The 26,141-nt window shown below is 65.0% G+C and carries 28 protein-coding genes; 19 read left to right on the plus strand and 9 right to left on the minus strand.

What is annotated here, in order from left to right; all coding sequences use genetic code 11:
• Positions 1-86: 86 nt before the first annotated feature.
• The gene (locus ACR9ZC_RS21965; RefSeq protein ID WP_481582738.1) at positions 87-1,850 is read right to left on the minus strand and encodes an acetolactate synthase 3 catalytic subunit; all 1,764 of its coding nucleotides are present in this window, start codon (positions 1,848-1,850) and stop codon (positions 87-89) included.
• Between the two features lie 362 nt (positions 1,851-2,212).
• On the opposite strand from ACR9ZC_RS21965, the gene ACR9ZC_RS21970 reads away from it, so the two are divergent.
• The 11 genes from ACR9ZC_RS21970 (at position 2,213) to ACR9ZC_RS22020 (ending at position 11,734) form a co-directional block, all read left to right on the plus strand.
• Positions 2,213-2,776 (plus strand): RNA polymerase sigma factor, encoded by a 564-nt coding sequence (locus ACR9ZC_RS21970; protein WP_331569016.1) that lies wholly within the window; start codon positions 2,213-2,215, stop codon positions 2,774-2,776.
• Complete coding sequence (locus tag ACR9ZC_RS21975; RefSeq protein WP_481581894.1) at positions 2,773-3,201, plus strand: DUF3619 family protein; 429 nt, start codon at positions 2,773-2,775, stop codon at positions 3,199-3,201. The genes ACR9ZC_RS21970 and ACR9ZC_RS21975 overlap by 4 nt, the downstream gene beginning before the upstream one ends.
• A 25-nt stretch (positions 3,202-3,226) precedes the next feature.
• The gene (locus ACR9ZC_RS21980; protein ID WP_481581895.1) at positions 3,227-3,961 is read left to right on the plus strand and encodes a DUF3106 domain-containing protein; all 735 of its coding nucleotides are present in this window, start codon (positions 3,227-3,229) and stop codon (positions 3,959-3,961) included.
• Between the two features lie 29 nt (positions 3,962-3,990).
• A complete protein-coding gene (locus ACR9ZC_RS21985; protein WP_481581896.1) occupies positions 3,991-4,536 on the plus strand; it encodes an RDD family protein in 546 nt (181 codons plus the stop codon).
• Positions 4,537-4,616: 80 nt separating this feature from the next.
• On the plus strand, positions 4,617-5,552 hold the full coding sequence (locus ACR9ZC_RS21990; RefSeq protein ID WP_481581897.1) for a UDP-2,3-diacylglucosamine diphosphatase: 936 nt from the start codon (positions 4,617-4,619) through the stop codon (positions 5,550-5,552).
• A gap of 49 nt (positions 5,553-5,601) precedes the next feature.
• On the plus strand, positions 5,602-6,633 hold the full coding sequence (locus ACR9ZC_RS21995; RefSeq protein ID WP_481581898.1) for a glycosyltransferase family 4 protein: 1,032 nt from the start codon (positions 5,602-5,604) through the stop codon (positions 6,631-6,633).
• On the plus strand, positions 6,630-7,118 hold the full coding sequence (locus tag ACR9ZC_RS22000) for a diacylglycerol kinase (protein ID WP_481581899.1): 489 nt from the start codon (positions 6,630-6,632) through the stop codon (positions 7,116-7,118). Before ACR9ZC_RS21995 ends, ACR9ZC_RS22000 begins: the two co-directional genes overlap by 4 nt.
• 227 nt (positions 7,119-7,345) lie before the next feature.
• The gene (locus tag ACR9ZC_RS22005) at positions 7,346-8,074 is read left to right on the plus strand and encodes a TetR/AcrR family transcriptional regulator (RefSeq protein WP_173256557.1); all 729 of its coding nucleotides are present in this window, start codon (positions 7,346-7,348) and stop codon (positions 8,072-8,074) included.
• A gap of 2 nt (positions 8,075-8,076) precedes the next feature.
• Complete coding sequence (locus ACR9ZC_RS22010) at positions 8,077-8,661, plus strand: LOG family protein (protein WP_481582739.1); 585 nt, start codon at positions 8,077-8,079, stop codon at positions 8,659-8,661.
• A gap of 179 nt (positions 8,662-8,840) precedes the next feature.
• On the plus strand, positions 8,841-10,805 hold the full coding sequence (locus ACR9ZC_RS22015) for an AI-2E family transporter (protein ID WP_481581900.1): 1,965 nt from the start codon (positions 8,841-8,843) through the stop codon (positions 10,803-10,805).
• Positions 10,802-11,734, plus strand: a complete 933-nt coding sequence (locus ACR9ZC_RS22020) for a YihY/virulence factor BrkB family protein (RefSeq protein ID WP_481581901.1) — start codon at positions 10,802-10,804, stop codon at positions 11,732-11,734. Before ACR9ZC_RS22015 ends, ACR9ZC_RS22020 begins: the two co-directional genes overlap by 4 nt.
• A 40-nt stretch (positions 11,735-11,774) precedes the next feature.
• On the opposite strand, the gene ACR9ZC_RS22025 is transcribed toward ACR9ZC_RS22020, so the two are convergent.
• The 8 genes from ACR9ZC_RS22025 to ACR9ZC_RS22060 form a co-directional block, all read right to left on the minus strand.
• Positions 11,775-12,407 (minus strand): DUF924 family protein, encoded by a 633-nt coding sequence (locus ACR9ZC_RS22025; RefSeq protein WP_481581902.1) that lies wholly within the window; start codon positions 12,405-12,407, stop codon positions 11,775-11,777.
• A complete protein-coding gene (locus tag ACR9ZC_RS22030; RefSeq protein WP_481581903.1) occupies positions 12,404-13,138 on the minus strand; it encodes an alanyl-tRNA editing protein in 735 nt (244 codons plus the stop codon). The genes ACR9ZC_RS22025 and ACR9ZC_RS22030 overlap by 4 nt, the downstream gene beginning before the upstream one ends.
• 227 nt (positions 13,139-13,365) lie before the next feature.
• Positions 13,366-13,779 carry a group II truncated hemoglobin gene (locus tag ACR9ZC_RS22035; protein WP_481581904.1) on the minus strand — a complete coding sequence of 138 codons (414 nt, stop codon included), beginning with the start codon at positions 13,777-13,779 and terminating at the stop codon, positions 13,366-13,368.
• A gap of 57 nt (positions 13,780-13,836) precedes the next feature.
• Entirely contained in the window at positions 13,837-16,362 is a 2,526-nt protein-coding gene (locus tag ACR9ZC_RS22040) for an ABC transporter permease (RefSeq protein WP_481581905.1), read from the minus strand.
• An 89-nt stretch (positions 16,363-16,451) separates the two neighbouring features.
• On the minus strand, positions 16,452-17,069 hold the full coding sequence (locus tag ACR9ZC_RS22045; RefSeq protein WP_331571740.1) for a DUF4126 domain-containing protein: 618 nt from the start codon (positions 17,067-17,069) through the stop codon (positions 16,452-16,454).
• A gap of 187 nt (positions 17,070-17,256) precedes the next feature.
• Positions 17,257-18,231, minus strand: a complete 975-nt coding sequence (locus ACR9ZC_RS22050) for a quinone oxidoreductase family protein (RefSeq protein ID WP_481581906.1) — start codon at positions 18,229-18,231, stop codon at positions 17,257-17,259.
• A 72-nt stretch (positions 18,232-18,303) separates the two neighbouring features.
• Positions 18,304-18,693, minus strand: a complete 390-nt coding sequence (locus ACR9ZC_RS22055; RefSeq protein ID WP_173256545.1) for a methylglyoxal synthase — start codon at positions 18,691-18,693, stop codon at positions 18,304-18,306.
• Positions 18,694-18,808: 115 nt separating this feature from the next.
• The gene (locus tag ACR9ZC_RS22060; protein WP_481581907.1) at positions 18,809-19,588 is read right to left on the minus strand and encodes an SDR family oxidoreductase; all 780 of its coding nucleotides are present in this window, start codon (positions 19,586-19,588) and stop codon (positions 18,809-18,811) included.
• Between the two features lie 152 nt (positions 19,589-19,740).
• On the opposite strand from ACR9ZC_RS22060, the gene upp reads away from it, so the two are divergent.
• The 8 genes from upp to ACR9ZC_RS22100 all read left to right on the plus strand — a co-directional run bounded on the left by upp (position 19,741) and on the right by ACR9ZC_RS22100 (position 26,128).
• Positions 19,741-20,391 carry a uracil phosphoribosyltransferase gene (gene upp, locus ACR9ZC_RS22065; RefSeq protein WP_331571746.1) on the plus strand — a complete coding sequence of 217 codons (651 nt, stop codon included), beginning with the start codon at positions 19,741-19,743 and terminating at the stop codon, positions 20,389-20,391.
• 264 nt (positions 20,392-20,655) lie between these two features.
• Positions 20,656-21,384, plus strand: a complete 729-nt coding sequence (locus ACR9ZC_RS22070; RefSeq protein ID WP_440558571.1) for a YebC/PmpR family DNA-binding transcriptional regulator — start codon at positions 20,656-20,658, stop codon at positions 21,382-21,384.
• Positions 21,385-21,507: 123 nt separating this feature from the next.
• Entirely contained in the window at positions 21,508-22,782 is a 1,275-nt protein-coding gene (gene purD / locus ACR9ZC_RS22075; protein WP_481581908.1) for a phosphoribosylamine--glycine ligase, read from the plus strand.
• 2 nt (positions 22,783-22,784) lie between these two features.
• The gene (gene hemF, locus ACR9ZC_RS22080; RefSeq protein ID WP_481581909.1) at positions 22,785-23,738 is read left to right on the plus strand and encodes an oxygen-dependent coproporphyrinogen oxidase; all 954 of its coding nucleotides are present in this window, start codon (positions 22,785-22,787) and stop codon (positions 23,736-23,738) included.
• Positions 23,702-24,475, plus strand: coding sequence for a nicotinate-nucleotide adenylyltransferase (locus tag ACR9ZC_RS22085; RefSeq protein ID WP_481581910.1), 774 nt, complete (start codon positions 23,702-23,704; stop codon positions 24,473-24,475). Before hemF ends, ACR9ZC_RS22085 begins: the two co-directional genes overlap by 37 nt.
• 2 nt (positions 24,476-24,477) lie before the next feature.
• Entirely contained in the window at positions 24,478-24,957 is a 480-nt protein-coding gene (gene rsfS, locus ACR9ZC_RS22090; RefSeq protein WP_331571756.1) for a ribosome silencing factor, read from the plus strand.
• A gap of 21 nt (positions 24,958-24,978) precedes the next feature.
• A complete protein-coding gene (rlmH, locus tag ACR9ZC_RS22095) occupies positions 24,979-25,449 on the plus strand; it encodes a 23S rRNA (pseudouridine(1915)-N(3))-methyltransferase RlmH (protein ID WP_481581911.1) in 471 nt (156 codons plus the stop codon).
• Between the two features lie 43 nt (positions 25,450-25,492).
• Positions 25,493-26,128 (plus strand): Maf family protein, encoded by a 636-nt coding sequence (locus tag ACR9ZC_RS22100; protein WP_481581912.1) that lies wholly within the window; start codon positions 25,493-25,495, stop codon positions 26,126-26,128.
• Positions 26,129-26,141: the final 13 nt, after the last annotated feature.

Consider the following 26,141-nt stretch of genomic DNA (forward strand, 5'->3'; position numbering starts at 1 on the left):
AGCGATGCCGCCGCTCCCGCTCGCCGCTTCGCGCCTTTCGTGAAGGCGGGCGGACGAACGCGGGCCGCGCGCGGCACCGGCCGTCGTTAGAGGTCCTCGGCGCCGAGCAGCATCTCGGTGATGCCCTTGCCGGCTTGAACCATCGGCCAGACGTTTTCTGTCGGATCGGTCTGGAAATCTAGAAACACGGTGCGATCCTTGAGACGCAGCGCCTCCTTCAACGCGGGTTCGACATCCGCCGTTTTTTCGACGCGAATGCCGACATGGCCATACGCTTCGGCCAGTTTCACGAAGTCCGGCAGCGCGTCCATATAGGAATGCGAATAGCGCTTGCTGTATTCGATCTGCTGCCACTGGCGGACCATGCCCAGATAGCGGTTGTTGAGCGAAATGATCTTGACGGGCGTGTCGTACTGTTTACAGGTGGACAGCTCCTGGATGCACATCTGGATGGACCCTTCGCCCGTGATGCAGACGACCTCGGACTCGGGGTGCGCCATCTTGACGCCCATCGCGGCCGGCAGCCCGAAGCCCATCGTACCGAGGCCGCCCGAGTTGATCCAGCGGCGCGGCTTGTCGAAGCGATAGAACTGCGCGGCCCACATCTGATGCTGACCGACGTCCGAGCAAACGAATGCGTTGCCGTCCGTCAACTCCCACAGCTTTTCGACGACGTACTGCGGCTTGATGATCGTGCTCGCGTGGTCGTACTTGAGGCAGTTCTTCTCGCGCCAGGCCTCGATCTCTTTCCACCACTGCGCGAGGGCCTCCGTATCGGGCCCGTGCTCCGCGTGCTGGAGCTGCTCGATGAGCTCCTTGAGCACTTCTTTCACGTCTCCGACGATCGGGATGTCGACTTTCACCCGCTTGCTGATCGACGACGGGTCGATGTCGACGTGGATGATCTTGCGTGGACGCGACGAGAAATGCTGCGGATCGCCGATCACGCGATCGTCGAACCGCGCGCCGATTGCGATCAGCACGTCGCAGTTCTGCATCGCCATGTTGGCTTCGTACGTCCCATGCATGCCGAGCATGCCGAGGAACTTCCTGTCGCTCGCGCGATAGGCGCCGAGGCCCATCAGCGTGTTCGTGACCGGGTAGCCGAGCAGATCGACGAACTGGTTGAGCTCGCGCGACGCGTCGGCCAGCACGATGCCGCCGCCCGTATAGATATAGGGGCGCTTGGCCGACAGCAGCAGGGAGACCGCCTTGCGAATCTGCCCCGAATGGCCCTTCGTCACCGGGTTGTACGAGCGCAACGAGACGCTCTTCACGGGCTCGTACTCGCACGGCATTTTCGAGATGTCTTTCGGGATATCGATCAACACAGGGCCGGGGCGCCCCGTACGCGCGATGTAAAACGCCTTCTTGACCGTGGCCGCGAGCTCGCGCACGTCTTTCACGAGGAAGTTGTGCTTCACGCAGGGACGCGTGATGCCGACCGTGTCGCACTCCTGGAACGCGTCCTGGCCGATCGCGGCCGTGGGCACCTGGCCGCTGATGATGACGAGCGGGATCGAATCCATGTAGGCCGTGGCGATGCCGGTGACGGCATTGGTCACGCCGGGGCCCGAGGTGACGAGGCATACGCCGACCTTGCCGGTCGAACGCGCGTAGCCGTCCGCCGCGTGGACCGCGGCCTGCTCGTGACGCACGAGCACGTGTTGAACCTTGTCCTGCTTGTACAGTTCGTCGTAGATGTAGAGCACTGCGCCGCCGGGATAACCCCAGAGCACTTCGACGCCTTCGTCTGCCAGCGCGCGCATGAGCACGGTGGCGCCTATCGACGAGGCTTCATGGGAAGGAGTGGTATCCGACGTGGAGAATTCCGCGCTGGGCATGTTCATCATTCACCTTTCGAATTTTCGGCAAAAAATTGATCGGGTGCTCTCTGCCGGGCTTGTGGCTCGGGTTCAAGCGGCGCGTCCAGTTTGACTGGCGGACTTCATGGGCCCGCCCCAAAAAGACAAGTCACTTATGTTGCGAACCGGCAACCTTAGCGGCTGCCGAGCACGCGGTCAAGCAAAAAATCGCAGTCCAGGCACGGGGCATGCAGTGCCCAGGCGGCCCGGGAGGTGCGTTTGGGGCCAGGTGGCACGGGCATAAGTGCCCCATGGCCCCGAAAAGTTTGCTAGCATCCGCGGGTTTCGCGATATTTTTTTCAATCGATTACACGGCGTGCGCGCGCTTCGCGCCGCTGCCCCCCGGGATGGCATCAGAAAAGGAACTCGCCGACTTCCTGACGAGCATCGAAAGACGCGCGTTCAAGCAGACCGTCTACGCCGTGCGCGACGACGATGCCGCCCTCGACATCGTGCAGGACGCGATGATCAAGCTCGCCGAAAAATATGGCGACAGACCGCTTGCCGAGCTGACGCTCCTGTTTCAGCGTATTCTCCAAAACGTAACGCACGACCATTTTCGTCGGCAGAAAGTCCGGAACACCTGGGTGAGCCTTTTTTCGTCGTTCGGCAATGCCGACGACGACGATTTCGATCCGCTCGAGACCATCGAAGGGCAGGAACACACGAGCGGTTCGGAGAGCAGCCAGGAGAAGCTCGAGCGCGATCAGGTGCTCACGCTCATCGACGCGGAGATCCAAAAATTACCGGCGCGTCAACGGGAAGCGTTTCTCATGCGTTACTGGGAAGATATGGATGTCGCCGAGACCGCCGCCGCCATGGGTTGTTCCGAAGGCAGTGTGAAGACGCACTGTTCGAGGGCGACGCATACACTGGCGGCCGCGCTCAAGGCCAAAGGAATCACGCTATGAGCTCCGCTCCCGAAACCAACGAATTCGAGTTCGCGCACAGAATCTGTCGCGCGCTCGACGAAAATGCGGCCAGCTTGCCCGCCACGACGGTCAACAAACTCGCGGCCGCACGGCGTGTCGCGCTCGGTCGCAAAAAGCCCGAGGCCGCCGTCGCCCGCGCGTTCGTGCTCGCCCCCGCGGGCGGTCCGGCGTTCGGCCCGCAACGTACGAGCCCTGCGGAGCGACGCGTGCCGCCGCTGCGCCGTTTCATGCGGCTTTTGCCGATCCTCGCACTGGTTGGCGGCGTCGCCGTCATCGCTTATTGGGAAAATCTGCAGCGCGCCGCCGAGCTCGCCGATATCGACGCAGCCATGTTGAACGACGAGCTTCCGCTCAATGCGTACCTCGACCACGGCTTCAACGCCTATCTCTCGCGAGCACGTTGACGGGCATGTGCAGGAGGAGACCGGCGTGAGCTACAAGCGCGGCCTGGCCGTCGTGTTCGCCTGTGCGATCGCGTCCGCCGTGGTGTTCGGAGCAACCTACCCTCGCTTTTTCGGCGAGACACCCGCTGCCCGGCCGGCGGGCGCGCCACCTAGCGCGCCTCCCGCACCGACGCTTGCCATCGAGCTCGCTCCCCTCGTCGACAACAACCCGCTCTCGTGGTCGCACCTCAGCGACGAACAGCACGCCGCTTTGGCGCCGTTCGCCACCGAATGGGACAGGTTCAGCGACGAGCGAAAGCGCAAATGGATCAAGATCGCGTCGCGTTTCGCGAAGATGTCGCCCGAAGCGCAAAAAAGACTCCATGAACGGATGGGTCAGTGGGTCGGCATGACGCCCGAGCAGCGCCGTGTCGCACGCGAAAACTACCAGGTCTCGAAAGCGCTGCCCCCGCAAGCGCGCCAGAAGGCCTGGAAGGCCTACCAGGAACTCTCGCCCGAGCAGAAGGCACGGCTTGCGGCGCTGGAGCGCAAGCGGCGGCCGACCGTCGTGAGCGCCCCGCCATCAGGGCTCAAGAGCGAAATCCACGGCATCAATCGGCTCGCGGATGCGTCGTTGCCGACGAGCGGCGCTGCGGCGGCCAGTGCTGCCGCGGCCGCATCGGGCACAAGCGCGGCACCGCCGGCACCGGCGAGCGGCGTACCGGGCGCACCCACGCCGCTTTCGCCGTCCGAGGCGCCCTCGATCTTCCGCGGCGCGTGATGTCCGGCCCCGACCGAGCCGCACACCGCATGGATTCACCGTCGTTGCCGCCCAGCATTCGCCGCCGCCTCGCATCGCTCGTCTACGAGACGTTGCTGCTTTTCGGCATCGTATTCTTCGCCGGCTATCTGTTCGGCACGCTCACGCAGCAGCGCAACGGCCTCACGCATCGCCATCTGCTCGCCGTCTGGCTGGCCTTCGTCGTCGGCGTCTATTTCGTCTGGTGCTGGACGCACGGCGGTCAGACACTGCCGATGAAAACGTGGCGCCTGCGCCTCGTCGGGCCTTCCGGCCAGACGGTCGGTCCAGTGCGGGCCCTGGCGCGCTATGGGTTGGGCTGGCTGTGGTTCGTGCCCCCGCTTGCGCTGCATCCGGTATTCGGCTTGCCGCTGCCCGCGACGCTCGCTGCGACGGCCGCGTGGTTCCTGCTCTGGGCCGCCGCGGCACGGCTCGATCCCGACCGCCAGTTCCCTCATGACCGCATGGCGGGCACACGAATCGTCGAACTCGCGCCCGACAAGCCGAGCACCCCGGCGACGGGCGCGGCCGAAACGTCGGGCCCGCCGACCCCGTAATAAGAACTTCCCGTGACTGTCATGTTGCAGTCACGCTCGCGTGGCGCAATGGGCGAATGTCCAACTCGACGCGAGAAGCCATGGACCGCACGACGGCCGCGACTTCCCTCCTTCGGCGGCTCGGCGCGACTGTCGCTGCCGTTCCCTTTCATCCCGCCGCGCCCGGCGGCATCTCGGCCGACACTCACGAGGCAGCGCACGAAACGGACGCGAGCGGTCACGACGACGACGTCGACAAGCCGCACCGCTACCGGACGATCTGGCTATCGGATATCCATCTCGGCTCGAGCGGCTGCCAAGCGAACTACCTGCTGGACTTCCTGCGCCACAACGATTCCGAATATCTCTACCTCGTCGGCGACATCATCGACGGCTGGCAGCTGAAAAAAGGCTGGTACTGGCCGCAGGCGCACAACGATGTCGTCCAGAAGATCTTGCGCAAGGCGCGCAAGGGCACACAGGTCGTTTATATCCCGGGCAATCACGATGAAGGCGCGCGGCAGTTTTGCGATCTCGCCTTCGGCGACATCCAGGTGCGTGGCGAAGCGTTTCATACGACGATTTCCGGTAAACGCCTGTGGATCGTACACGGCGACCTCTTCGACGGTGTCATCCAGCATGCGAAGTGGCTCGCCTATCTGGGCGACAGCGCCTACACGACGATCCTCGTGCTCAATCGCTGGTTCAACCGCATTCGCAGCCGCTTCGGCTTCCAGTACTGGTCGCTCTCCCAGTATCTGAAGCATCAGGTCAAGAACGCGGTCAATTTCATCTCGTCGTTCGAGCACGTCATGGTCGACGAGGCACGGCGACGCGGCTGCGATGGAGTCGTCTGCGGTCACATCCACAAGGCCGAGATCCGCGATGTCGACGGCCTCGTCTACTGCAACGACGGCGACTGGGTCGAAAGCCTTTCCGCGCTCGTCGAAACCTTCGAAGGCGAGCTGCGCGTGGTCTATTGGACCGTCATGCGCTCGCCGCACGCTCATTCGCGCAAGGCCAAGGCAACGGCCTGACGTGTCCGCCTCCCCGCACTGTCCGCCATCCGGACCGGAGACTCTTCGCATGAAAATCATGATCGTGACCGACGCTTGGGAGCCGCAGGTCAACGGCGTCGTTCGCACATTGAAGAACACGACGCGCGAGCTGACCGAACTTGGCCATCGCGTCGAGCTCGTCACGCCGCTCGAATTCCGCACCATTCCGTGCCCGACTTATCCTGAGATCCGGCTGTCGCTCTTTCCCCGCCGGCGCCTGCACGCGCGCATCGATGAATTCGCGCCCGACGCGCTGCATATCGCCACCGAGGGGCCGCTCGGCCTCGCCGCGCGCCGCTATGCCATCAAGCACGGGCTGCCGTTCACCACGGCCTATCACACGCGTTTTCCCGAATACGTGGAAGCCCGCTTCGCGTTGCCCGCCGCATTCACCTACCGCTTCCTGCACTGGTTCCACCGGCCCTCGCTCGCCGTGATGGCGCCGACGCCCGTCGTGAAGGCCGACCTCGAGCGCTACGGCTTTACGAATGTCGTCCTCTGGACGCGCGGCGTCGATCTCGATATCTTCCATCCGATGGAATCCAAGGTGCTCAATACCGCCCGGCCGATCTTTCTTTATGTCGGCCGTGTCGCCATCGAAAAAAACGTCGAGGCGTTTTTGAAGCTCGACCTGCCCGGCTCAAAATGGGTGGCCGGTGAAGGGCCTGCGCTCGCGGAACTCAAGTCGCGCTATCCGGAGGTCAATTACCTCGGCGTGCTGACGCAGGCGGAACTGGCGAAGGTCTATGCCGCGGCCGACGTCTTCGTGTTCCCGAGCCGTACCGATACCTTCGGGCTCGTGCTGCTCGAATCGCTGGCCTGCGGTACGCCCGTGGCCGCGTATCCGGTGACGGGGCCGATCGACGTGCTCGGCGACGGCGACGCCGGCGCAATGAACGAGGACCTGCGCGAAGCGTGTCTCGACGCGTTGAAGATCGATCGCGCCGCCGCGCGCGCGTGGGCCGAGCGCTTTTCCTGGCGCGCCGCCTCCGAGCAATTCGCAGCGCACCTGAAACCGCTCTCTCATGCGCCGTGGCGCGAGCAAAGCGCCGCCGCATGAAGCACGACGAACCGCCGATCGGCCGCGAGCCGCCCGACGCGCACGAGCCGCTCGGGCCCGACGATCCGCTTGCGCCTCTGCCGTACAACCCCTACAAGGGCAATCGGGGGTTCACGCGGGCGTGGCATGCGCTCAAGAACTCGCTGAACGGCTTTCGCGTCGCCATTCGCGAGGAAAGCGCATTCAGACAGGAGCTCACGCTCGCGGTGCTGCTCGTGCCGATCGGTATCGCCGTGCCGGTGGATGCCGTCTCCCACGTTTTGCTGATCGGCTCGGTACTGCTCGTGCTCATCGTCGAGCTGCTCAATTCGAGTGTCGAAGCGGCGATCGATCGCATCTCGCTCGAACGTCACGAGCTGTCGCGGCGTGCCAAGGACCTCGGCAGTGCCGCGGTGAGCGTCGCGCTGCTCGTCTGCGGGCTGACCTGGGTTCTGCTCGTCGGCCCGCTCGTCGCCCATTGGGTGCGGCTGCTGCTCGAAGGCTGACCGCCCGCCCCATCGAATCACCTGTGAACGAGCCGTTCACCGTTGGACTCCCCGTCTCAAAAAAACGAACGACCGTGCTCCATGAAAACCCGGAGGGCGGTCGAGGAAGAGAACGTGCGGTTTATAATCGGCCCACTACATTCGAGACATACAACCAAAGCCGGGCAAGACGATGTACGGGTCCCGCGTGGGGCCGCGTATTGCCTGGCGCCACTGGGCCGGACGACATGGAAGCCAAAACTCCCCGCCGCACCCGCGAACGGATCCTCGAGTTATCGCTGAAGCTCTTCAACGAGATCGGCGAGCCGAACGTCACGACGACCACGATCGCGGAAGAGATGGAGATCAGCCCCGGCAATCTCTACTATCACTTCCGCAACAAGGACGACATCATCAACAGCATCTTCGCGCAGTTCGAGCAGGCGATCGAAAAGCGTCTGCGGCTGCCCGACGATCATCGTCCGACCATCGACGAAACCTGGTCGTATCTGCAGTACATGGCCGATTTCATGTGGCAGTATCGGTTCCTCTATCGGGATCTCAACGATCTGCTCGCGCGCAATCGCACGCTCGAGACGCATTTCAAGCAAATCATCAGTCACAAAGTCCGCTTCGCGCGCGAGCTGTGCGAGTTGCTGGTGGCCGACGACGAAATGGTCGCCACGCCCGAGGAAATCCAGGTCATCGCGACGAACATGGGCGTCATCGCGACCTATTGGCTTTCCTATCAGTTCGTCATGCATCCGCGCAAGTACAACGATCAAGAGGCGATTCGCGTCGAGCTCTATCAGGTCAGCGTGCATGTGATTTCGATCATGGCGCCTTATCTGCGCGGCCGCTCGCGCCAGCTGTTCGACGACCTCGTCTCGGGCAAACTGCCGATGCGCGAATTCCATGATTACCTGCCGCCGCGCGATGCGCTGCCCAAAGCCGCCGTCAAGGACGCCGGAGTATGAGTTTGAAGTCGATTTGCGTTTATTGCGGCTCGTCGATGGGGACACGGCCCGTCTATGTCGAAGCCGCGCAGGCGTTCGGCCGGGCACTCGTCGAGGCGGGCTGCTCGCTCGTCTTCGGCGGTGGACGCGTTGGGCTCATGGGCACGATTGCCGATGCGGTGCTCGAGGCCGGCGGGCGCGCGGTGGGCGTCATTCCGCAGCTGCTGCTCGAAAAGGAAGTCGGGCATACGGGCTTGAGCGAGCTGCATGTCGTCGCCGACATGCATGAGCGCAAGAGGATGATGGCGGACTTGTCGGACGCGTTCGTTGCGCTCCCCGGCGGGGCCGGGACGCTCGAAGAGCTGTTCGAGGTCTTCACGTGGGCCCAGCTCGGCTATCACGCGAAAGGAATCGGCCTGCTCGATATCGACGGATACTATCGGCCGCTCGTCGCCATGCTCGAGCACACGGTGAACGAAGGGTTCATGCAGCGCGAGTATCTCGATATTTTGCAGATCGATGCGCAACCCGATGCGCTCATCTCGAAACTGCAGCGTTATCACCCGCCTCGTCGGGACAAGTGGGCTTCGGAGCGAGAAGCCGTGTAAGTAAACGGCGTGCGTCACGATCGCATCGAGCCGGCGCCGCAGAACTTCCTCGACTACGCGGGTACCGCGCCGGCCGCGCGCCGTGCCCGTGCCAAACAGCGACTCGCTCGCGCGCGATTGAGGCGCAGCGCCAATGAAAGACCGTCCGCCTGGCATCGCATTTGCTTTGCGTATGGATCATGACTGGTCCCATGCCGCCGCGGCGCAGCAGCGACCGTGGCTCGCCGCCCGAGGTGCCGGGTGTTAGAGCACTGACTTCGCTGATCGCCGGCGTCGTGGTGATCGGCGCGCTCTACGTCGGGCGCGACGTGCTCATGCCGATCACGCTAGCGGTGTTGCTGAGCTTCGTCCTGGCGCCGTTCGCCACCGCATTGCGGCGTGTCGGTTTCGGTCATGCGCCGTCGGTCATCGCTGCGGTGCTCGTTGCGCTGTTGGTGCTGGCCGCGACGAGCGTGCTCATCGGCGCCCAAATCGCCCAATTGGCCGGGGACCTCCCGCAGTACGAGGTCGCAGTGGAGCGCAAGGCGAAATTGCTGCACGAAGAGACGTTCGGCCGCGCGGATGCGCTTCTGAAACGGGCGAGCGGCGCGCTCAGACATATTGCGCCCCCTCCTGAACCGCCGGGCAACAACGACCGCTCGGCCAGCCGCTCGGGCCGCCCGCCGATGTCCGTCGAGGTGATCGAACCCCGGCCTTCGTCGCTGAAACTCGTCCAGCGCTTCGTCGCACCGGTGGTGAGTCCGCTCGAGACGGCCGGCATCGTGGCCGTCATCGCGATTTTCATCCTGCTGCAACGCGAAGATTTGCGCGACAGGCTCATTCGCCTTTTCGGCGTGCGCGACCTGCATCGCACCATGACTGCGATGACCGAGGCCGCTCGGCGCTTAAGCCGCTATTTTCTTACTCAAGTGGCGATGAATGCGAGCGTCGGCGCACTGATTTGTATCGGGCTCGCGATTATCGGTGTGCCGGGGGCATTGTTATTCGGCGTCCTGACCGCCTTGCTGCGGTTCGTCCCTTACATCGGCGCATGGCTGGCGGCGCTCCTCGCGGTCATCCTCGCAGCGGCAATCGGGCCCGGCTGGTGGATGACGGTCTGGACTGCGATTCTGTTCGCGGTGATCGAGCTCACCGCGAGCCAGTTCGTCGAGCCGCTGATATACGGCAACAGCACGGGCTTGTCGCCGTTCGGCGTGATCATCGCCGCCATTTTCTGGAGCTGGATATGGGGACCGGTGGGGCTCGTGCTGTCTACACCGCTTACGCTCTGTCTCGTGACGCTCGGCCGCCACATTGAACGCGTCGCCTTCCTCGACGTGCTGTTCGGCGATCATCCGGTGCTGACACCGGGCGAAAACCTCTATCAGCGTTTGCTGGCCGACGACGTACCCGATGCACTCGCTCAAGCCGCGACGATGCTCGAAAAATCCTCTCCCGAGGCCTGGTACGACACGGTCATGCTGGAATGCCTGAGGCTCGCCTGCGGCGACGTCGCGCGTGGCGTAATCACGCCCGGCCAACTCACGGCCGTGCGCCTCGCGGCACTAGGCGTCGTCCGGGGGCTCGCATCGGCCGATTCGCCGGGCCTGAGCGTCGCGCCGCGCAAGCCCGGGCGCACGAGAGGCGGCACGCGCCGTGGGCCGTCTCATGACAGCCAGCACGAAGCACCTGATGAGCCGGCCACCGTGCTCTGTGTCAGGGGGCGCGGTGAGTTCGACGGCGTTGCCGCAACGATCCTGGTGCAACTGCTGCGTCGGCGCGGCATCGAGGCGACTGCCCTTTCGGCCGAACGGTTCTTGCGCAGACGCGTCGACGAGACCCGCATCGGTCACGACACCGTCATCTGTCTCGTGACGCTTGATTGGCGCGAATCGCCTCCCTATCTGCGCAACCTCGTCCGGGGGCTTCGAGCGCGCTCGCCGCACCTCATCATGGGCATTGCGTTCGACGGGGATCCCGACGCCGCGCGGCGCCAAAGCGCGCCGGATCAACCGGCGGCGGCCAGCCCCGTGAAGGAGACGACGATCGGTTCTTTCACTGAACTAACCGACGCTTGTATCGAGGCGTTGCACGCGCGCGCGCAGCCGGACGGCAATAGCGACGCGCAAGCCAAAGGAAATCAGCTGGCTGCCGGAGCGCTATGAACGCGCCAATGCATTCGCAACGGATTGAAAAGGAGGCGCGAAGGCGCGCATTGCGCTTCGTAGCCCGTCATCCTTTTCAGTTCACGGTCCAAGTGCTCAAAGCATTTCGAAAGAATCAAGGCCTTCTTCTCGCAGGCGCGGTTGCGTACTATTCACTGCTTTCGATCGTACCGCTGCTGATTCTGGTGGCCATCGCATTCAGTCATGTGGTCGGCCAGGCGCTGCTGCTCGATACGCTCGAAAGGCTGCTGAGATGGCTGGTGCCCGGACAGTCGAAAGCGATCGTCGGTGAACTCGCCAATTTTCTCGCGCATCGCTCGGTGGTGGGCTGGTTCCTCGTCGTAACGATGATTTTCTTCAGCTCCCTTGCGTTCACCGTGCTCGAAAACGCACTGTCGATCATCTTCGTGCATCGCGTTGTCATCCGGCGGCGCCACTTCCTGATATCGGCGATTGTCCCGTATTGCTTCAGTCTCTCGCTCGGCATCGGCGTGCTGCTCATCACGTTTGTCACGAGCAGCCTGCAGGCAGTCGCGTCGGATAGCGTGGTACTGCTCGGCCACGCGGTCTCGCTGACGGGAACGACGCGAGTCATCCTTTACCTGTGTGGCGTTGCGGGTGAGATATTCGTTCTGACCGCGATCTATATCATCATTCCGGCGGGACGCACCACGTTTCGCCATGCCGTCATGGGCGCCGTGGCAGCCGCGGCGCTGTGGGAGATCACGCGTCGCGTACTGGTCTGGTATTTTGCGACGTTGTCACAGGTGAGCGTTGTGTACGGATCGATGACGACCGCGATCGTCGTGCTCGTCAGTCTCGAAGCACTGGGCACGCTGCTGCTGTTTGGTGCCCAGTTGATCGCCGAATACGAGCGGCTCACCGCCGGTTATGGGTTGAAAGAGCCCCAAGCGCTGGCAACGCGTTAGCACGGGCTCGGCACGGCACCGGTCACGCCGCGCTGGCCGGCTATCGAAACGACGACCCGGGCTCGAGCAAAAACGCGCGCTCTTCTTCGCTCGTTTCACGACCGAGCAACGCATTGCGGTGCGGAAAACGTCCGAAGCGCTCGATGATGACCGCGTGCTGGCGAGCGTACCCGAGATAGCCAGCGGCATCTTTGCTCTCGTCGGCCAGCTCGCCGAACAGACGCACCGACGTCTCCTGGCTTTCGCGCGATTCGTCGTGCTCGAAGGGCAAGTACGCAAACGCGCGGTGGTGCGGCGTCGGCAGCGTGCGATCAGCACGTGTTGCCACCATGCGGCGGGCGGCCTCGACCGCCTGTGCATCGGCCGCAAAAGCTTCGGCACTGCCGCGGTGTATGTTCCGGGAAAACTGATCGAGCACGACGATGAGGGCGAGCGTGCCAAGCGGCGTACGCTGCCACCCAGCGTATTCGCCCCGTCGCGCCGATGCCAACGTTGCGCCGAAACGTTCGCGTAGTTGCGCATCGAACGTGTCGTCGCCCGAGAACCAGCAATCCCATACCTGGCCAAAACGAGACGATCGCGGCTCGCCGAACCAGAAGTCGAGCACCGCTCGCGCTGTGGGATCGAGCACGTCGTAATCGGTTCCTGCTTCCCTCGTCCCGGGTTCCGTCATGACACAAACTCCAATACGAGGCGCCGCGTGCGCGCACTCTTTTTCTCGAGCTTCGCCACGCGCAGCGCGCCGATCTCCGCCGTGTTGCGCACATGCGTGCCGCCGCACGGCTGCAAGTCCACACCTTCGATTCGCAACAGGCGCACGCGGCCCAGCCCCATCGGCGGCTTCACGCTCATCGTGCGTACGAGCTCCGGCCTCGCGGCCATCTCGTCGTCCGTGATCCATTCTGTCGCAACGGCGTGCTCGCCGCTCACGAGCGACGCGAGACGCGTCTCGACGAGTTCGCGTTCGATCGGCTCCGTCGTCGCGAAGTCGAGCCGCGCGTAGTCGACCGTAATGCTGCAGCCGTCGACAGGATAAGGCAGCACCGCGCACATCAGATGGCTCGCCGTATGCAGCTTCATATGCCGGTAGCGCCGGTCCCAATCGATCTCGGCCACGACCGGGTCGCCCACCCGCGCGTGCGCCAGCAACGCTTCTTGTCCCGCCGCGGGAATGTGCAAGGCGTCATCGGGCGTCGCGCCCTCGAACCTGGCCTTGCGTGTGTCCGCAATCGCGATGCGCGTGCCGTCGGCGAGTACGAGCGCGCCCGTATCGGCCGCCTGACCGCCGCCCAGCGGATAGAACACGGTCCGATCGAGCAGAATTCCGTCGTCGCCGAGCGCGACGATCGTCGCCTCGCAGCGGGTCAGATAGGCATCCTCGCGGAATAACGCTTGGGTCGTCATAGTCGGTCCTCGAAAGTCTCTTTCCGGCGGCACCGGCGGCCGCCCGGGCTCCAAAATCGCATTATCGCGGCCCCGCGGCACGCGCGGACAGGCAGCGTTCGATCGCCTATAGCCAAGCACTGTACCGGTTACTCAACCGGGCCGGTTTCGCAGGCAGAGTTCTCTCAGGTCGGGACTTCCTGGCGTAGCCACCGCATCGCATTACGTTCGTGCTCGAGGACGGCCGTTCAACCGGGCCGGTTGCGCATCCAATCCGCCGTATCGAAAAACGCGGTCAGCAGGCGCTCGCGCAACGCTTCGGGCAAGCCGGCGTCCTCCATCGCCCAGGCCATGCAGCGCAGCCACTGATCGCGTTCGGAAGAGGCTATCGCGAACGGCAGATGACGCGCACGCAAGCGCGGATGACCGAAGCGTTCGATGTAGTGGTCCGGCCCGCCGAGCCAGCCGCAGAGGAACCAGAAGAGCTTGTCGCGCGAACCGTCGAGCGATGGGGGATGGAGCGCCCGGATGCTCGCAAACTCGGGTTCGAGATCCATCAGGTCGTAGAAACGGTCGACGAGTTCGCGCACGCGTGTCTCGCCGCCCACGAGTTCGAATGCCGTCGGTTGGGCGGGCTGCGAGTCGTCGGTATTGTCGGTCATACGTAAAGCCGGAAAAACAAAGAGAAATTGCAGCGCGAGGGATGCAAGAGTCAACGTTCAAGCGTCGCGCAACGTCTGCCCCGCGGGGCGCGTCAACACGCGCCGCAGACTTAGCCATCCGCCCACACCGGCGCACGCGATGCCTGCAACGATGCCGGCGGGCAACACCCACGGATCGAAGTCCAGATAGAAATCGAACACGCGAGTGGCCAGCACGGAGCCGAGCACCTGCGCCCCGATCGCCGCCATCGCCCCGGCGAGGGCGCCGACGACGACAAATTCCGCCGCCTGCACCGCGCGCACCTGCGCATGCGAAGCGCCCAGCGCGCGCAACAGGGCCGATTCTCTCATGCGCTCGTCGCGCGTGCCGGCGAGCGCCGCGTAGAGAACGAGCAGACCCGCCGCCAACGTGAAGAGAAACAGAAACTGCACCGCGCCGATCACCTGATCGAGCATGTGCTGGATCTGTGCGAGGATCGGGCCGATATCGATGGCCGTCAGATTCGGATAGCGGGCAATGAGACCATCGAGTACCGCGCGTCGCTCGGCAGCCAAGTGAAAGCTCGTGATATAGATCGCCGGAAATGCATCGAGTGCGGCGGGCGGCATCAGCACGAAGAAGTTCACCTTGAACGACCCCCAGTCGAGCTTGCGCACGCTCGTGATCGGCGCCTCCACGGATTGGCCTGCGATATCGAAGCGCAGTACGTCGCCGAGTTTCACGCCGATCAGCTTCGCGAGGCCCTCCTCGATCGAAATCTCGGGGCGCTGAGCCGCACCGAACCAGCGGCCCTGCACGATCCGGTTGTCATCGGGCGGCGTAGCGCGGTACGACAGATTGAACTCGCGGTCCACGAGGCGCCGCGCATCGTCGTTCCGATACGCGCCTGGGTCGACCGGCTTGCCGTTGATCGTCGTCAGCCGCGCACGCACCATCGGCTCGAGCGTCGCTCCTGCTATGCCGTGTGCGCTCAGATAGCTCGCGACAGCCTGACGTTGATCGGGCTGGATATCGATGAGGAACTCGTTCGGCGCATCGGGTGGGGTCGATTTGCGCCAGCCCGCCACCAGATCGTTGCGCGTCATGGCAATCAGCAGCAGGCACATGAGACCGAGCGCAAGCGCGGTGATCTGCAACGCGCTGGCCGCACCGCGCCGTTCGAGCGAGGCGAGCGCATAGCGCCAACCGACACCGGCCGGGAGCCGCGCCCCGGCACGCTCGCTGCGCGCTATGCGCGAGGCGGCCGACAGCGCCGCGCGCGCCACGCCCGCAAAGATCAGCAGCGTCGCGGCAAAGCCGCCGGCGACGATGCCGCCCTGCTTGAGTTCGCCCGCCGCGAGCACGAGCAGCCCGGCGAAGAGCGCGATGCCCGCGGCATAGGCCATCCATGCGGTACGGGCCTGACCGTCCCATTCACGGCGCAGCACGCGCACGGGCGGCACCCGCGTGAGTGGGACGAGCGGCGGCAGCGCGAAGCCGATCAGCAAAACGAGCGCCGCAGCCATGCCTTCTAGCGCCGGTGCGAGCCCCGGTTGCGGCAAATCGACGGCGATGAGTTGTCGAAGCGACGCAAGCAACGCGAAATGCCCTGCGTAACCGAGCGCCGCACCCGCGATGCCGCCGGCCAGACCGACGATCAGAAATTCGAGGGCCACCAGCGTGCGCAGCGCCGCGGCCCCAAGGCCCAGACAACGCATGACGGCGCAACTATCGAGATGCCGCCGCGTGTAGCGGTGCGCAGCCATGGCGATGGCGACGGCCGCAAGCAATGCCGTCAGCAGCGATACCAGGCGCAGAAAATGCCCAGCCCGATCGAGCGTCAGGCGCACCTGCGGCTGGCCTTCCTGCAGCGATTCGAGCGCCACGCCTCGCATTTTTCCGCCATCCACGCGGGCGTGCGCGAACCGCGTGAACTCGGCAACCGCCGCGTCGTCGCCCGCCACGAGCAGCCGATAAGTCACACGGCTGCCGTAACCCAACAGGCCCGTCGAAGGCAGCGCATCGGCGCGCATCATGAGGCGCGGCGAAAAGTTGACGAATGCAAAGCCGCGATCGAGCTCGCGCGTGATGACCGCGGCGATCGTGAACGTGCGCAATCCGAGCATCACGCGATCGCCCACGTGCAAATGCAGCGCGCCGAGCAGCTCGGCGTCCACCCAAACGGTACCCGGTGCCGGAATGCCCTGCGCCGTGCGATCGGGCGCCGTCGGCCCCGACGCGATGCGCAGGGCACCGCGCAGCGGATAACCGGGCGAGACGGCCTTGACCGCCGCGAGCCGCGCGTTGGCGATAGCGCCCTCGCCTTGCCCTGCCGCGCCGTTCGCCCCCGCGACCATGGTCGGGAAAATGATCGTAGTGGCGGTGCGCAGCCCGAGCGAGTGCGCTCGATCGACGAATGCGGCATCGACGGGATGGTCGGCGCGCACGACGAAATCGGCGGCAATCATGCGCCGGGCATCACGCTCGAGGCCCTGCTGGAGACGATCGGCGAGAAAACCGACGCTCGCAAATGCCGCCACCGCGAGCACGAGCGACAGCGAGAGCATTGTCAGCTCGCCCGCGCGCCAGTCGCGCACGGTCATGCGCAGCGCCTGCCGAATCAGGAGTAAGAACCGAGCGCCACGACTAGCGCGTGGATCGGGACTGGCCGCGCTCGCACCGCTCGCATCGTTCAATCGCGCTTGCCCCCGAACGAGCCCAGTCGCGAGCTCATATGCGAGGCCATGCCGCGAAATCCGCCCTGCACGCCGCGCCACAGCCGCGGCAACGCCCAGCCGGCAAAAAGGAGGAAGCCGCCCATCAATACCAGCAGGACAACCGGTGCGAAAAACGCGAGCGCGAGACCAATACAGACCAGCACGTCTTCCGTCGACGAAGCGATCCAGTTCGAAAACGGCTCAGGCGACAAGTTGATGAGCGCGCGCGCTCCGGCCTTGGTGAGGTGGGCGGAACCGGCGAGCGTGCCGCCGGCCAGCGCGGCAACGGTCATGAGGGCCGGATCGGCGTGACCCAGCGCGCCGGCGGCGAGCAGTGCGCCGGCCGGAATGCGGATAAACGTATGAACGGCGTCCCAGAGCGAGTCGAACGCGGGAATGCGATCGGCGAAGAACTCGACGGCAGCGAGAAAAGCCGCGGCGCCGATGACCCACGGCGAAGCCAGTGCCGCGAGGGAATCGGGCAAATGCACGATGTTCAGCCGGTCGAATACACCGACGAGGAGCACCGTCAAATAGAGCCGCAGGCCGCTGGCCCAGGACAGGCCCGCGCCGAGCGAAAGCGCATTGAGCATCGCTCCTCCCTTTAGACTTGCCGCCGGCGAACGTCGTGCATTCCGTCCCCACGCTTCGCCCGGCTTTGTCTCATTATAGACATGGCGATGTCGCGTCCGCTCTCGCTAAAATCGACAGGTGCGGCGGCAAGGCTGCGGCAGCGGCAGCGGGGCCGGATAACGCGGCCCACGCGGGCGCTCGGCTCGTTCAGGGTATGAGGATGGTCGAGCCCGTCGTCTTGCGCGCTTCGAGGTCGCGGTGCGCGGTGGCCACGTCCGCCAACGCATAGCGCTGACGCACATTCGTCTTGACCTTGCCCGAGGCCAGTACGTCGAAGAGTTCGGCCGCCATCGTGTCGAGCCATTCGCGCTTGAGCGTGTAGCTGAACAGTGTCGGGCGCGTGAAAAAGAGCGAGCCGCGATTGGACAGTTCCGACGCTTCGATGGGCGGGAGCGGCCCCGACGCACTGCCGAAGCTCACGAAATAACCGAGCGGAGCCAGACAATCGAGCGAGCCCTTGTAGGTGTCCTTGCCGATGGAGTCATAGACGACGGGCACGCCCGCGCCGCCCGTCAGTTCCTTCACGCGCTCAGCGAAGTTCTCGCGCGTATAGACGATTGGATGGTCGCAGCCATGTGCGCGTGCCAACTCGGCTTTCTCGTCCGAACCGACGGTGCCGATCACCGTCGCGCCGAGCGCCTTTGCCCATTGGCAGACGAAGAGTCCGACGCCACCCGCCGCGGCATGGATCAGGATCGTGTCGCCGGCTTGCACGCGATAGGTCCGGCGCAGCAGGTATTGCGCTGTCAGTCCCTGCAGCATGGCGGAAGCCGCATCGTCGAACGAAATGGCGTCGGGCAGTTTGACCAGCGTGGCGATCGGCAAGACGCGCTCTTCGGCATAGGCGCCGGGCGGGCGCGCGACGTACGCCACGCGATCGCCCGTCTTGAACTGCGTGACGCCGGGCCCCGTCGCGCTCACCACGCCCGCCGCCTCCATGCCGAGGCCTGCCGGCAGCGGCATCGGATATTGCCCCGTGCGGAAGTAGACATCGATGTAATTGAGCCCTACCGCATGATGCTTGACGCGGACCTCGCCCGGGCCCGGCTCGCCTGCGTCCACGTCGACCCACTGCATCACCTCGGGTCCGCCCGTTCGCTCGATTCGAATTGCCTTGACCATGATGTTCTCCTTTGGGTAAGTGCTGCTCGCTGTGACGCGCGGCGCGCGCAACCGCCGCCGCTTGCGCCGCGCTTACGCGCGGTCGCCGAGATGCCGCGTCAGCGCGTCGAGAATCATGCGCGCCGTTGCAATGTTGGTCGCGCAGGGAACGTTGTGCACGTCGCAGGCGCGCACGAGCGCATTGATATCGGGCTCGTGCGGCTGTGGGGTTTGCGGGTCGCGTAGAAAGACAACCACGTCCACGCCGCCTTCCGCGAGCCGCGCGCCGATTTGCAGATCGCCGCCGTAAGGGCCCGAGAGCATGCGCTCGACGGTGAGCCCGTGCGCGTCGGCAATCCGCCCGCCCGTCGTGCCTGTCGCAACGAGGCGGCAACGGCGCAGCACGTCGACATATTCGCCGGCGAGGGCAACGATGTCGTCTTTCTTGTGATCGTGCGCAATCAATGCGACGCATGGACTCATGAAGCGGCTCCTTGCCGTCAAATCGGACTACTGTTGCTGTTGCGGGAAATGCTCTGGATGTAACGGAAAACCGAAAACGCGAGACCCATTAGCGGTCAGCGGTTCGCCCGAGCGCTCAGAACGTGCCGGGGTACGCGCCGCCGTCGATGAGCCAGTTCTGGCCCGTGATGTAGCCCGCATGGACACTGCACAGAAAGGCGCAAGCCTTGCCGAACTCGCCCGGCTCGCCGAAGCGGCCCGCGGGAATGGTTTTCATGCGCTCGCGGCGCGCCTCGCCGATGCTGATGCCGCGCGCGTCGGCCTGAGCCTTGAACGTGGTGGCAATGCGGTCGGTATCGAAGAGGCCCGGCAGCAGATTGTTGATCGTCACATTGTGCACCGCCACCTTGCGCGCCACGCCCGCCACGAAGCCGGTGAGCCCCGAGCGCGCGCCGTTGGACAGGCCCAGCACGTCGATCGGCGCCTTGACGGCGGAGCTCGTGATGTTGACGATGCGGCCGAACCCGCGTGCGATCATGCCGTCGATGCTCGCCTGGATCAACGCGATCGGCGTGAGCATGTTGGCTTCGAGCGCGCGGATCCAGTCGTCGTGCGTGAACTGACGGAAATCGCCGGCCGGCGGCCCGCCCGCGTTGTTGACGAGGATATCGGGCTGCGGACAGGCCGCGAGCGCCGCCGCGCGCCCGTCGGCCGTCGTGATGTCGCAGGCTACGGTGCGCACGCTCACGCCCGTCTTGGCACGAATCTCGGCGGCGCTCGCCTCGAGCGTCTCGGCCGTGCGGGCGACGATCACCAACTCGACGCCCTCGGCGGCGAGCGCCTCGGCGCATCCGCGCCCCAACCCTTTGCTTGCCGCGCATACGAGTGCGGTCTTGCCTGCGAGCCCCAGATCCATGGCGATGTCCCAGTGTTTCGTTGAGTCGATGCGACGAATTGACGGGATTGTAGAAGAATCCCCGCAGCGACGCGCGAAGCGGATCTTTCGGTACACTGGCGGGCAATGTCATCGAGCCGCCGCACGCCCCCCCGCACGCACCCACGCCCGCCATGAAACAAGATCCGCGTTTTCCGAACCTGTCCATCCTCGATCATCCGCTGATTCAGCACAAGCTCACGCACATGCGCGACAAAGACACGTCGACGCGCACGTTTCGCGAGTTGCTGCGCGAAATCACGCTGCTGATGGGCTATGAAATCACGCGCAATCTGCCGATCACGACCAAACGCGTCGCCACGCCGCTCGTCGAAGTCGATGCGCCCGTGATTGCCGGTAGGAAGCTCGCCATCGTTCCGGTGCTGCGCGCGGGCATCGGGATGTCCGACGGACTGCTCGAGCTGATTCCCTCCGCGCGAGTCGGGCACATCGGCGTTTATCGCGACGACGCACATCGGCCCGTGGAGTATCTCGTCCGCCTGCCCGATCTCGAAGACCGCATCTTCATCCTCTGCGATCCGATGGTCGCCACCGGCTATTCGGCCGTGCACGCCATCGACGTGCTCAAGCGCCGCAACGTGGCCGGCGAAAACATCCTCTTTCTCGCGCTCGTCGCCGCACCCGAAGGCGTCGAGGTGTTCCAGCGCGCGCATCCGGATGTCAAACTCTTCGTCGCCTCGCTCGATTCCCACCTGAACGAGCACGCCTATATCGTGCCGGGCCTCGGCGACGCCGGCGACCGCCTGTTCGGCACGAAGAACTGAAAAGCGGCCGGCGCGTTCGCGGCCTTGCCAGCGACCGCCGGCGCCGACGCGGCATGGTAAAATCGACGTCTGCTCTGAGGACGGTCTGCCCTATCCGCCGCGGCCCCGGGATCGCGGACAACGCGCGGCACCATCGAGCGAAGCGCAATCGCGGCACGCCGCCCGACACCTGAACCATCGGCAGGACTCGCACGGTTCACACGATTCGCAATCGACAAAACGCATCATGCGTGTGCCCGGTCGGCACGCGCCACGGAGAAACGTATGGCTGGTCATTCCAAATGGGCCAACATCAAGCATAAGAAGGCGGCCGCGGATGCCAAACGCGGCAAGGTCTGGACGCGTCTCATCAAGGAAATTCAAGTGGCGGCCCGCATGGGCGGGGGCGATATCGACTCGAACCCGCGCTTGCGCCTCGCCGTCGACAAGGCGACCGACGCCAACATGCCGAAGGACAACATCAACCGCGCGATCCAGCGCGGCGTGGGCGGTGTCGATGGCGCGAGCTACGAGGAAATTCGCTACGAGGGCTATGGTATCGGCGGCGCCGCGATCATCGTCGATACGATGACCGACAATCGCACGCGTACCGTCGCCGAAGTGCGGCACGCGTTCTCGAAGTTCGGCGGCAACATGGGCACGGACGGTTCGGTGGCGTTTCTCTTCGATCATGTCGGCCAGTTTCTGTTCGCGCCCGGCACGCCCGAGGACAAACTGATGGAAGCCGCGCTCGAGGCCGGCGCGAACGACGTCGTCACGAACGACGACGGCAGCATCGAAGTGCTGTGCGCGCCGAATGACTTCTCGAAGGTCAAGACGGCGCTCGAAGCGGCCGGTTTCAAGGCCGAACTCGCGGAAGTCACGATGAAGCCTCAGACGGAAGTCGAATTCACCGGCGAAGACGCAGTGAAGATGCAAAAACTGCTCGACGCGCTCGAGAACCTCGACGACGTGCAAGAGGTGTACACGAACGCGTCGATTGCCGAGGAATAACGCGCGCGCTCGGAGCATGCGGCGCAACGTTGCGCCCATGCGTTCGGGCCAGCGCACATCGAATGCCGATATTGCGGCCGGCGCCCTGCGCCGGCCGTCCCTTTTAGGTTCTCGGGGATTGATATGAAACTACTCGTCGTCGGTTCGGGCGGCCGCGAACATGCGCTGGCCTGGAAGCTTGCGCAATCGCCGCGCGTCCAGCTCGTCTATGTCGCGCCCGGCAATGGCGGCACGGCCCAGGACGAACGTCTGCGCAATGTGCCGATCACCGATCTCGATGCCCTCGCCGACTTCGCGCAGAAAGAGCAGATCGCGCTGACCGTCGTCGGTCCCGAGGCGCCGCTCGCCGCGGGCATCGTCAACCTCTTTCGCCGCCGTGGCCTCAAGGTCTTCGGGCCGACCAAGGAAGCTGCACAGCTCGAGAGCTCGAAGGACTTCGCCAAAGCGTTCATGAAGCGCAACGGCATTCCGACGGCCGAATACGAAACGTTCTCCGACGCGGCAGCGGCCCACGCCTATCTCGAGAAGCAAGGCGCGCCGATCGTCATCAAGGCCGACGGCCTCGCCGCGGGCAAGGGCGTCGTCGTCGCCACCACGCTCGACGAGGCGCATGCGGCCGTCGACATGATGCTCGCCGACAACAAACTCGGCGATGCCGGCGCGCGGGTCGTCATCGAGGAGTGCTTGCAAGGCGAGGAAGCGAGCTTCATCGTCATGGTCGACGGCAAGCATGTCCTGCCGCTCGCGTCGAGCCAGGACCACAAACGTCTGGCCGATGGCGATGCCGGCCCCAATACGGGCGGCATGGGCGCCTATTCGCCGGCGCCGATCGTCACGCCGCAGCTGCACGCGCGCGTGATGCGCGAGATCATTCTGCCGACCGTGCGCGGGATGGAAAAGGAAGGCATCCGCTATACGGGCTTCCTCTATGCGGGCCTCATGATCGATGCCGAGGGCAACCCGAAGACGCTCGAATTCAACTGCCGCATGGGCGACCCCGAAACGCAACCGATCATGGCGCGTTTGAAGGGCGATTTTTCGAAAGTGATCGAACAGGCCGTAGCCGGCACGCTCGACACGGTCGAGCTGACGTGGGACCGGCGTACGGCGCTCGGTGTCGTGCTCGCCGCGCACGGTTATCCGGATGCCCCGCGCAAGGGCGATACGATCGGCGATATTCCCGCGGAAACCGAAAACGCGGTAACGTTCCATGCCGGGACGACGCTCGCCGACGGCAAGCTCGTCACCTCGGGCGGGCGCGTACTGTGCGTCGTCGGCCTGGCGGACTCCGTGCGCGGCGCGCAATCGGCCGCCTACGATGTGGTCAATCGTATTTCGTTCGACGGCATGCAGTATCGCCGCGATATCGGCTACCGCGCCCTGAACCGGAAATCGTGACCATGGCGGACGCAGCGAACTTCGATCCGGCGCCCGTGCGCCGCTACCTGCAGGGCTTGCAAACGAGCCTGGCGGACGCCATTGGCGCGCTCGACGGCGCGTCGTTTGCGGCCGACGCCTGGCAGCGCCCGGCCGGCGGATCGCTGCGCGGCGAAGGCGTCACGAAAATCCTCGAAGAGGGCGAACTGATCGAGCGCGGGGGCATCGGCTTTTCCGATGTGGCCGGCGATGCCCTGCCCCCCTCGGCGAGCGCGGCGCGGCCGCAACTCGCCGGCCGCGGCTTCGAAGCGATGGGCGTATCGCTCGTCATGCACCCACGCAATCCGCACTGCCCCACCGCGCACATGAACGTGCGCCTGCTCGTGGCGACCAAGGCCGGCGAGGAGCCGGTGTTCTGGTTCGGCGGCGGCATGGACCTTACGCCCTATTACGGCTACGAGGAAGATGCGAAGCACTTTCACCGCGTTTGCCGCGACGCGCTCGCGCCGTTCGGCGACGATCTCTATCCCCGCTTCAAGCACTGGTGCGACGAGTACTTCTTCCTCAAGCATCGAAACGAAACGCGCGGCGTGGGCGGGATATTCTTCGACGACTTCGACGCGCTCGGCTTCGAGCGCTCGTTCGCGATGATGCGCAGCGTGGGCGACGCCTTCGTGAACGCTTATTTGCCGATCCTGCGCAAGCGCCGGGCGACGCCCTATGGCGAGCGCGAGCGCGCATTCCAGAACTACCGACGCGGCCGTTACGTCGAATTCAATCTCGTCTTCGACCGCGGCACCCATTTCGGCTTGCAAAGCGGCGGGCGGGCCGAATCGATTCTGCTGTCGATGCCTCCCGTCGCGAATTGGCGTTATGGCTGGCAGCCCGAGCCCGGCACACACGAGGCGAAGCTTTATACCGATTTCCTGCGGCCGCGCGCATGGCTCGACGAACCCAACGAAGGGACCGCACCCTGAATTCGCCCGTCGCCCACCTCTCAGTCGACGCCTCAACCGATGGCGCGCGCGAACTGCCACGCCGTGTGGGACTGCTCGGGGGCACATTCGATCCCATCCATCACGGCCATCTGGCACTGGCTCGGCGCTTTGCCGAGTTGCTGAAGTTGACGGAGCTCGTCCTGCTGCCGGCGGGGCAGCCCTGGCAGAAGGCCGACGTCAGTGCCGCTGCCCACCGCCTCGCCATGACGCGCGCCGCTGCGGCAACGCTCGTGCTGCCTGGTACCGCCGTGAGCGTGGCCACCGATGAAATCGAGCAGGCCGGTCCCACTTACACGGTCGAAACGCTGGAGCGCTGGCGCCTGGGCGAGGGCGCCGATGTCTCGATCTCGCTTCTGATGGGCGCCGATCAATTATTGCGGCTCGATACCTGGCGCGACTGGCGGCGCTTGTTCGACTTCGCGCACATCGCGGCGGCTACACGGCCCGGATTCGAGCTGACGAGGGCATCGCCCGCGCTGGCCGGCGAGCTGGCCGCGCGCAAGGCAGATGCGACGGTGCTGCGCGCGCGGCCTGCCGGTCACCTGTTGATCGACGCGACACTCGCGCTGGACGTATCGGCAACCGATATTCGCGCGCAAATGCGCGAGCGGCTCTCCGGTCGGGGCAACAACGATGCCGTCCAACCCGGCGCGCCCGACTCGGTTCCGGAGCCCGTCTGGCGCTACATTCTCCAACATCACCTGTACCATCGGTAACCATGGATATTCGCAAACTGCAACGCGCGATCGTCGACGGCCTCGAAGACGTCAAAGCGCAAGACATACGTGTCTTCAACACAACCCATCTGACCGAGCTCTTCGATCGCGTCATCGTGGCGAGCGGCACCTCGAACCGGCAGACGAAGGCGCTGGCCTCCAGCGTTCGCGACAAGGTGAAGGAAGCCGGCGGTGAAATCGTCAGCACGGAGGGCGAGGACATCGGCGAATGGGTGCTCGTCGATTGCGGCGACGCCGTGGTCCATATCCTTCAACCTGCGCTGCGGCAGTACTACAACCTCGAAGAGATCTGGGGCGACAAACCCGTGCGCGTGAAGCTCTCGAGCCCGAACCCGTTCGGCGGCGCGCGTGCGAGCGAACCGCTCGAGGACGAGGAGGATGAAGACGACGACGGCCCGGCCGACAGCCGGCCCGCGCCCGCTCGCAAGACGGCGGCAAAGCGGCGCGGCAAGACGTCGTAATCCCCTTCGCGGCGCTTCGGAATGAAACTGCAGATACTCGCCGTCGGACACAAGATGCCGGGGTGGATAGCCAGCGGCTTCGACGAATATGCGAAGCGGATGCCGCCCGAGTTGCGTATCGAGTTGCGCGAGATCAAGCCCGAACCGCGCACGGGCAGTCGGACGGCGCAAAGCGTCATGGCGGCCGAGCGTCAGCGGATCGAGGCGGCCCTGCCGAAAGGCGCGCGCCTCGTCGCCCTCGACGAACGCGGGCAGGACTGGACCACGATGCAGTTGGCCGCAGCCCTGCCGGGTTGGCAGCAGGAAGGCCGCGACGTGTCGTTCGTGATCGGGGGCGCCGACGGTCTCGCGCCGGAGCTGAAGGCGCGAGCCGAACTCATGCTGCGCGTGTCCAGTTTGACGTTGCCGCACGGCATGGTGCGCGTGCTATTGGCCGAACAGCTTTACCGCGCGTGGAGCATCACGCAGAATCATCCCTATCACCGCGTCTGACGCGCCGTCTCGGGAGCGGGCCGGCGCATCACGAGGACGACAAATGCCTCCATCGACGTCCGGCTCTTCGCTGTACCCCTCCATATACCTCGCTTCGCAAAGTCCGCGCCGACAGGAACTGCTCGGTCAGCTCGGCGTGCGCTTCGAGCTCTTGCTGCCCCGGCCCGACGAAGACGCCGAAGCGCTCGAAGCCGAACGCGAAGGCGAGTCGGCCGAACAATACGTGCGCCGCGTGACCGTCGCGAAAGCCGAAGCGGCCCACGCACGCCGCGTCGCCGGCGCCCATCGCGCCGCGCCCATCCTCGTGGCCGATACCACCGTGGCCATCGACGGCACGATCCTCGGCAAGCCTACCGACGTCGAGCATGCGGTGACGATGCTCACGCGGCTCGCCGGACGCGATCACGAGGTGTTGACTGCGATTGCGGTCGTCGACGGTACGGGTGAGTTGCTGTCCCCCGCGCTTTCGCGCTCGGTCGTGCGTTTCGCCTCGGCCACCGTCGATGCGCTACGCCGATACGCGCGTACAGGCGAGCCGCTCGGCAAGGCCGGCGCGTACGGCATTCAAGGCCGCGCAGCCGAGTTCATCGAGCATATCGACGGATCCTATTCGGGTATCATGGGTCTGCCCCTTTTTGAGACAGCTGCGTTGCTGCGCGCGGCTCGTGTCGACTTCTAAGGCGTCCGAAGGC

This window comes from Trinickia sp. HAY1-2D, from assembly GCF_056754935.1.

Bases quoted from the DNA above. Each gene is read 5' to 3' on its own strand.
- ACR9ZC_RS22030 (WP_481581903.1), bottom strand. From the start codon at position 13,138: ATGACGACCCAAGCGTTATTCCGCGAGGATGCCTATCTGACCCGCTGC.
- ACR9ZC_RS22050 (WP_481581906.1), bottom strand. From the start codon at position 18,231: ATGGTCAAGGCAATTCGAATCGAGCGAACGGGCGGACCCGAGGTGATG.
- ACR9ZC_RS22100 (WP_481581912.1), top strand. From the start codon at position 25,493: ATGCCTCCATCGACGTCCGGCTCTTCGCTGTACCCCTCCATATACCTC.
- ACR9ZC_RS21965 (WP_481582738.1), bottom strand. From the start codon at position 1,850: ATGAACATGCCCAGCGCGGAATTCTCCACGTCGGATACCACTCCTTCC.
- ACR9ZC_RS22040 (WP_481581905.1), bottom strand. From the start codon at position 16,362: ATGACCGTGCGCGACTGGCGCGCGGGCGAGCTGACAATGCTCTCGCTG.
- ACR9ZC_RS22025 (WP_481581902.1), bottom strand. From the start codon at position 12,407: ATGACGGAACCCGGGACGAGGGAAGCAGGAACCGATTACGACGTGCTC.
- ACR9ZC_RS22020 (WP_481581901.1), top strand. From the start codon at position 10,802: ATGAACGCGCCAATGCATTCGCAACGGATTGAAAAGGAGGCGCGAAGG.
- ACR9ZC_RS21970 (WP_331569016.1), top strand. From the start codon at position 2,213: ATGGCATCAGAAAAGGAACTCGCCGACTTCCTGACGAGCATCGAAAGA.
- ACR9ZC_RS21975 (WP_481581894.1), top strand. From the start codon at position 2,773: ATGAGCTCCGCTCCCGAAACCAACGAATTCGAGTTCGCGCACAGAATC.
- ACR9ZC_RS22000 (WP_481581899.1), top strand. From the start codon at position 6,630: ATGAAGCACGACGAACCGCCGATCGGCCGCGAGCCGCCCGACGCGCAC.
- ACR9ZC_RS22005 (WP_173256557.1), top strand. From the start codon at position 7,346: ATGGAAGCCAAAACTCCCCGCCGCACCCGCGAACGGATCCTCGAGTTA.
- rsfS (WP_331571756.1), top strand. From the start codon at position 24,478: ATGGATATTCGCAAACTGCAACGCGCGATCGTCGACGGCCTCGAAGAC.
- ACR9ZC_RS22035 (WP_481581904.1), bottom strand. From the start codon at position 13,779: ATGACCGACAATACCGACGACTCGCAGCCCGCCCAACCGACGGCATTC.
- ACR9ZC_RS22045 (WP_331571740.1), bottom strand. From the start codon at position 17,069: ATGCTCAATGCGCTTTCGCTCGGCGCGGGCCTGTCCTGGGCCAGCGGC.
- ACR9ZC_RS22060 (WP_481581907.1), bottom strand. From the start codon at position 19,588: ATGGATCTGGGGCTCGCAGGCAAGACCGCACTCGTATGCGCGGCAAGC.
- ACR9ZC_RS22070 (WP_440558571.1), top strand. From the start codon at position 20,656: ATGGCTGGTCATTCCAAATGGGCCAACATCAAGCATAAGAAGGCGGCC.
- upp (WP_331571746.1), top strand. From the start codon at position 19,741: ATGAAACAAGATCCGCGTTTTCCGAACCTGTCCATCCTCGATCATCCG.
- ACR9ZC_RS22015 (WP_481581900.1), top strand. From the start codon at position 8,841: ATGACTGGTCCCATGCCGCCGCGGCGCAGCAGCGACCGTGGCTCGCCG.
- rlmH (WP_481581911.1), top strand. From the start codon at position 24,979: ATGAAACTGCAGATACTCGCCGTCGGACACAAGATGCCGGGGTGGATA.
- ACR9ZC_RS21985 (WP_481581896.1), top strand. From the start codon at position 3,991: ATGGATTCACCGTCGTTGCCGCCCAGCATTCGCCGCCGCCTCGCATCG.
- hemF (WP_481581909.1), top strand. From the start codon at position 22,785: ATGGCGGACGCAGCGAACTTCGATCCGGCGCCCGTGCGCCGCTACCTG.
- ACR9ZC_RS22085 (WP_481581910.1), top strand. From the start codon at position 23,702: ATGGCTCGACGAACCCAACGAAGGGACCGCACCCTGAATTCGCCCGTC.
- purD (WP_481581908.1), top strand. From the start codon at position 21,508: ATGAAACTACTCGTCGTCGGTTCGGGCGGCCGCGAACATGCGCTGGCC.
- ACR9ZC_RS22055 (WP_173256545.1), bottom strand. From the start codon at position 18,693: ATGAGTCCATGCGTCGCATTGATTGCGCACGATCACAAGAAAGACGAC.
- ACR9ZC_RS21990 (WP_481581897.1), top strand. From the start codon at position 4,617: ATGGACCGCACGACGGCCGCGACTTCCCTCCTTCGGCGGCTCGGCGCG.
- ACR9ZC_RS21995 (WP_481581898.1), top strand. From the start codon at position 5,602: ATGAAAATCATGATCGTGACCGACGCTTGGGAGCCGCAGGTCAACGGC.